This is a genomic window from Geomonas sp., from assembly GCF_056994735.1.
This window is the reverse complement of sequence record NZ_JBXKJL010000322.1, coordinates 1-5,004: the sequence shown is the minus strand read 5'-3', so window position 1 is coordinate 5,004 and position 5,004 is coordinate 1. Positions and strand designations below refer to the sequence as shown.

Annotated in this window: 5 protein-coding genes; all 5 read right to left on the bottom strand. The window is 60.7% G+C overall.

Annotated elements, in window-relative coordinates; genetic code table 11:
* Positions 1 to 1,093, bottom strand: a 1,093-nt coding sequence (locus AC11W3_RS14200; RefSeq protein ID WP_484093198.1) for an ABC transporter permease, incomplete at its 3' end; no start/stop codon positions are given.
* Complete coding sequence (locus tag AC11W3_RS14195; RefSeq protein ID WP_484091521.1) at positions 1,087 to 1,554, bottom strand: hypothetical protein; 468 nt, start codon at positions 1,552 to 1,554, stop codon at positions 1,087 to 1,089. The genes AC11W3_RS14200 and AC11W3_RS14195, both read right to left, overlap by 7 nt.
* On the bottom strand, positions 1,554 to 2,894 hold the full coding sequence (locus tag AC11W3_RS14190) for a B12-binding domain-containing radical SAM protein (RefSeq protein WP_484093197.1): 1,341 nt from the start codon (positions 2,892 to 2,894) through the stop codon (positions 1,554 to 1,556). Before AC11W3_RS14190 ends, AC11W3_RS14195 begins: the two co-directional genes overlap by 1 nt.
* Before the next feature lie 279 nt (positions 2,895 to 3,173).
* Positions 3,174 to 4,712, bottom strand: a complete 1,539-nt coding sequence (locus AC11W3_RS14185) for an ArnT family glycosyltransferase (protein ID WP_484091519.1) — start codon at positions 4,710 to 4,712, stop codon at positions 3,174 to 3,176.
* A 59-nt stretch (positions 4,713 to 4,771) separates the two neighbouring features.
* Positions 4,772 to 5,004 (bottom strand): tetratricopeptide repeat protein (locus tag AC11W3_RS14180; RefSeq protein WP_484093196.1); only part of this gene is annotated, 233 nt, incomplete at its 5' end.

The following is a 5,004-nucleotide window of genomic DNA, read 5'->3' as shown; positions in this document are numbered from 1 at the left end:
AGGCGAAAACGGAGCGGCTGATTATCCCGGCGAGCTGGTCCCCGGCGAGGTAGCCGATCAGGCCGCCCACCAGGGATATGATCATGGTCTCGCCCAGGAAGATGGCGGCGATCTGGAAGCGATCGGCGCCGATCGTCTTCATGAGGGCGATCTCGGCGCTGCGCTCGGCCATGGAGGCCAGCAGACTGGACGAAACGGCGATGGCCGCGGAGCCGAGGGCGATGACGGTAAGGAGCAGCATCAGGCTGTCGAGTTTCTTGAGGAGGGCTCCCTCGGCGCTGGCGATCTGCCAGATCGGCTTGGCCCGGCTCCCGGCCATGACCTCTTCCAGGTTCTTGGCCACGGAGGTCACGTAGGCGGTGCAGTACCACTTCTCGTACTCTTCCTTGCTCATGGCGGCAGGGTCCTTCTTGCCGAAGGCGTCCATCGGCACGGTGAGCGCGCTGACCAGGACGCGGGAGACCGCGCCTCCCTTCTCCAGAAGCCCCTGCACCTCGGGCAGGGCCGCGAAGAACTGCTCCTCCTCGAACCCGCCGGTGGAAGCGATGCCGACCACCTTGAAACGTCGCGTTCTGGCTCCGGCCGCCGCGTCGACCTCGCTGCCGACGCCGACACCAAGCCTTCTGGCCAGGGCTGCCCCAACGACGGCCTCATCCCCGCTGTGCGGCCACCTTCCCGAGACCTCCCACCAGGGGGCGCAGACCTTGACACCCTGGATGGAGTCATCCTCCCCTTCCACCTGCAGGGTCTTGGCGAACCAGGTACCGGAGAGGACCGCGCGCTGTCGTCTCCCGCCGGTCGAGAAATCGGCAACCCCGAAGAGATAGGGGGCGAAGCCGACGATGTTGTGTTTCCAGAAGACCGTCTTCAGCTTCGGGAGGTCCTCCTCCCGGAGCGTTCCCTCGCCGGCCGCCGGCTCCAGCACGATGTTCGCGCCATAGCTGCGGAGTTCCAGGGCCATCTTGTGGGAGAGCTCCCCCGCGATGCCGAGGAAGGCGGTGGCGACAGCCGAGCCCATGATGATGGAGAGCAGGACCAGCAGGACGGCCTTGGGGCGTTTCAGGAAGGAATTCTTGAGGATGCGGATCAGCACCGGCCGGATTGCTCCTCGAGTTCGGCGCGCATATGCGGCGTCAGTCCCTCGCGCAGCATGTTCACCTTGAGCTTGAGCTTCCGCCAGGCACTTACCCCCCAGACCACCAGCACGACCATCAGCACGTGCTTCACCATCAACGCCGGCACCTGCTCTTTGTCGGCGAAATGGTTCCACTCGAAGCTCACGTAGAAGATGGTGCGAGGTATCCCGCCGAGGATGATCCACCAGAAGGCGAAGCGGAAGAACCTGACCATGATGCGGTGGGTCTTGAGGAAGAAGACCGTGGCGGTCGGTGTGTTGAGAGAGGCCTGCACCCGGTCCACCGCGTAGAGGCAGAAGGCGCTGGCGGCCATCATGGCGGTGGCCACGTCGTGGAAGTAGTTGTTCATCATCACCGCCACGCCCAGGCCCGGAGAGTGCTGGAGCAGCGAGGTAAGATACTGGTTGAATTCGTTCATCAAATCACTCCCTTTGCCTTCAGCTCCTCGCGCTCCCGCGCGAACTCCTTGAAGGCGCGTCCCTGAGGGTACTGGATCATCCACGAGGTGATGTGCGACATGGGAAAGCCGCGCCAGGAGATCTGTGGGATGCGCGACAGGATGCGCGGCATGGTGAAGAGCTCGGCCCGGAGCTTCACAATGGCGTCCTCCCGGAACTCCACGCTCATGGCGGGGTCGTCATGGGTGAAGACCGCATGGTTCCCGTCGAAGGAATCCCAGTCGTGTCCCTGGATCAGGTACGGCAGGTAGGTTTTGTAAAGCCCGGTCCCCGGGAAGGGGGTGGTCATGACGGGGTGGGCCGAGACCTTGAGCTCGTCGCAGAGCTTGATGATCCCCTCGTAGTCCGCCGGGGTGTCCTGGCGTCCGCCGATCATCATGAAGAGCATGACCTCGATGCCGTGGTCGCGGATCTTGCGGATGGCGTCGCGCCGCTGCCTCCCCTGCTTGCTGGTGGCCTTGTACTCCTCCAGGCTCCCGATGTTGTTCGATTCCCACCCCACCAGCACCGCGGTCAGCCCCGCCTTCCTGGCGTTGGTCAGAAGCTCGTGAGACCTCGGATGTTCCACCGAGACCAGGTCGCCGGAACCGAACCACGATTTCCCCCAAAGGCTCCTACCCATTTCGGCATAGAGCTCGATGGTGTAGTTCATGTTGACGCCCCAGACGTTGTCGTCGATCCCCCAGAAAAGCCGCCTCTTGCTGGCGGCGATCTCGTTGACCACCTCGTCGATGGGGCGCACCCGCACCTTGCCGCCGAAGAACTCGTGCACCGAGCAGAAGGTGCAGCGATGCGGGCAGCCGCGGGAGGTCTGGAAGTAGCCGTAGACGTAGTCGGTCTTCCACAGGCTGGTGACCGGGCGCGGCAGCCCGTTGAGCTCGGGGAAACCACCCTGGTAGACCGGCTTCAGCCTGCGCTTTGCCGCGTCCTCCAGGAGCTCTTTCCAGACCTCTTCCGCCTCGCCCAGCACGACGGCATCGGCGTGGCGGCCGGCCTCCTCGGGGAGCGCCGAGACGTGGATCCCGCCCAGGACCACCTGCTTTCCGGCGTCGCGCAGGCGCTTGGCCATGCGGTAGACCCAGGGCGCCTGCGGAGTGAGCACGGTGAAGGCGAAGAGATCGGCCTCGGAGGTATCGGGGCTCCACTCCTCCTTGTTGGCGTCGACCAGCACGATTTCGGTATCGGGTTTTAGCTGCAGGGTGAGACCGGCCAGATATTCCAGCACCGGGGGAGCGATGGGGAGCCCTTTGGACTTTTGTCCTTTCTCACCAAAAGGGGGGGAGACAATCATAAGCTTCATGAAGCTGTTCCTATTTCCGTAAAGCAGCGGCTAGGGCCGCGGTCCGTAAAATGGCGAGCCTCCGCAATATCTCATATACGGGTAGTTATTGCAACACGCATGGCGGGACGGAGCAACTCCCACTCATTAAGCACCTGTACCCGACGAAGGCTTTATCTTACGTGCCAACCATGCCCCGATGAACCTGCAGACGAGCTACGACCTGAAGATCACGGAAAAGGCTCTTGCACAGAGGATGCGCCAGGTGCAGCCGCTGTCACGAGCGGCGTAGCAGTGAAGCTAATTGTTTCTTGATCGATCTACAGCCTCTTGAAAAAGTGCCAGTCGCTCCTGATACTCCCTGGCAGCCTGCTCTTTTTCCAGTGAGTCGGTGACATCATTCACCTTTCGCAGTGCCAGCAGGAGGTCCCGGAAGGGTTCGCTCAAGTTATAGAAGCGGTAATTGCCCTTCACAAAAAAGCTGGCTGATTCTGCTCTCGATACGATCGCCGGATGTTCGAAGGCATAGCGCTCGTACTCGGAAGTGCTGACGAAATCGACCCCATCAAGTCCGAGGAGGTCGTTGAACATCGGCCCCCAAAAGCCTCTGGAACCGGTCATATTGATCATCCCTACCACCCCACCCCGCTCGATATCCTCCCGATTGGCGGCCAGAAACCCCGACTCGAGCCTCACGTTGTCACTACAGCTCTTCCACACCGCCTCCCGCTTCAGCACTTCAGAGCAGTTGATGATCAGCAGGGTCGCGACGACCCCGCCAAAGAGCATTCTTCCCCCGCAGCCACAGGAACCGTTTCCCACCTTTAGCTCTACGGACCTGAGAAAAGCTCCCACGAATATTGCCATCCCAACGGAACTGAGATAAAGCCGGTGGCTGGGGCTCGACAGCAGGTTGACGAAGGATGATGTGCAGAGTTTGAAATCGGTGGTGACCAACACAGGCAGGATCCCGACTGCGAGAAGGTACAACCCGAACATCTTGGCGCGGCCGGTTTCGGGGCTTCTGACAGCAAGAAAGAGGACGATCAGCAAAAGGACCAGCCCCGTTGCCAGGTAGAGGTTACCCGGCATCAGCCTCTCCGGGTAAAAGAGATCGTTTAGAGAGAGCACCAGGTTCCTGTAGTTGAGATGGAATCCACCAGATACTGGAGCCTTCTGGCTGACGGCAGTTATCACGGCGGCGAAATAGAGGAACGTGATGGAGAAGTAAGGGATGAGGTACTTGTAGCCATCCTTGAGAGAGCGCCGCTCAACCAGCAGGTAGCTTACAATGATGGGAACCACTGCCGGGGTTCCTTTGCAGCCGAGGGCGAGCAGATAGCAGACAACCGACAGTAGCAGCACCCTCCTCTCGCCGCCCTCCAGGAATTTTACGAAGAGGACGAGGGTCAGCAGGGTGAAGAAGACCCCGACTGTATCGACTGTGGCGGAGGGCCAGACCACGGCATCGACTGTGATGAAGGTGGTGGCGAAAAAGAGGCTGGAATATAAAGCGAGGGTCTCGTCGAGAATGTACCCGCGGACGAGGCGATATAAGAGAACGCTGTTGACGGCATGGATGACGATATCGACCAGCTGGAAATGGTAAAAGGAGAGACCGGATAAGGTGTAGGTTATCCAGAAGAGAAGATGGATGACGGGGTCGAAGTACAGACCGTCCAGCTTGAATATCTGCAGCGGGTCCAGGGTGAAGGTCTGCCCTTTGAACAGCCAGATGAAGTCGTCGAAGACGAAGTAATGATCCAGCGAGCTCCGGTACAACAGGAAGACGAAGAGCGGCGGAAGCAACCAGAGGTACTTTTTCACAAAACTGCGCATCGAATTCAATCCCATGAAGACTGTAGGCGGTCAGCCGATGGGTGCACCTGCTTCGGCGGCTAGCGCGCCTCTTCCAGTTCCTTCAGCATGGTGCAGGCGTCGGCGTCGCTGAGCTCGCATCCCTTCCGGAAATCAGCTACGGCATGCTCCTTATCGCCGCCCTGATTGTAAACCATGCCGCGCGTGACGTAGCCGCTCCCGTCCCGGGGAGCGATCTCGATGGCCCGGCTGAAGTCGGCCAGGGCGAGGTCCCGCTTCTCCTGCTGGAGATAGACGAAGCCGCGCTTGAGGT

What these genes read in the sequence shown, in the direction of transcription:
- AC11W3_RS14185 (WP_484091519.1), bottom strand. Translation starts at nt 4,712, where the DNA reads ATGCGCAGTTTTGTGAAAAAGTACCTCTGGTTGCTTCCGCCGCTCTTC.
- AC11W3_RS14195 (WP_484091521.1), bottom strand. Translation starts at nt 1,554, where the DNA reads ATGAACGAATTCAACCAGTATCTTACCTCGCTGCTCCAGCACTCTCCG.
- AC11W3_RS14190 (WP_484093197.1), bottom strand. Translation starts at nt 2,894, where the DNA reads ATGAAGCTTATGATTGTCTCCCCCCCTTTTGGTGAGAAAGGACAAAAG.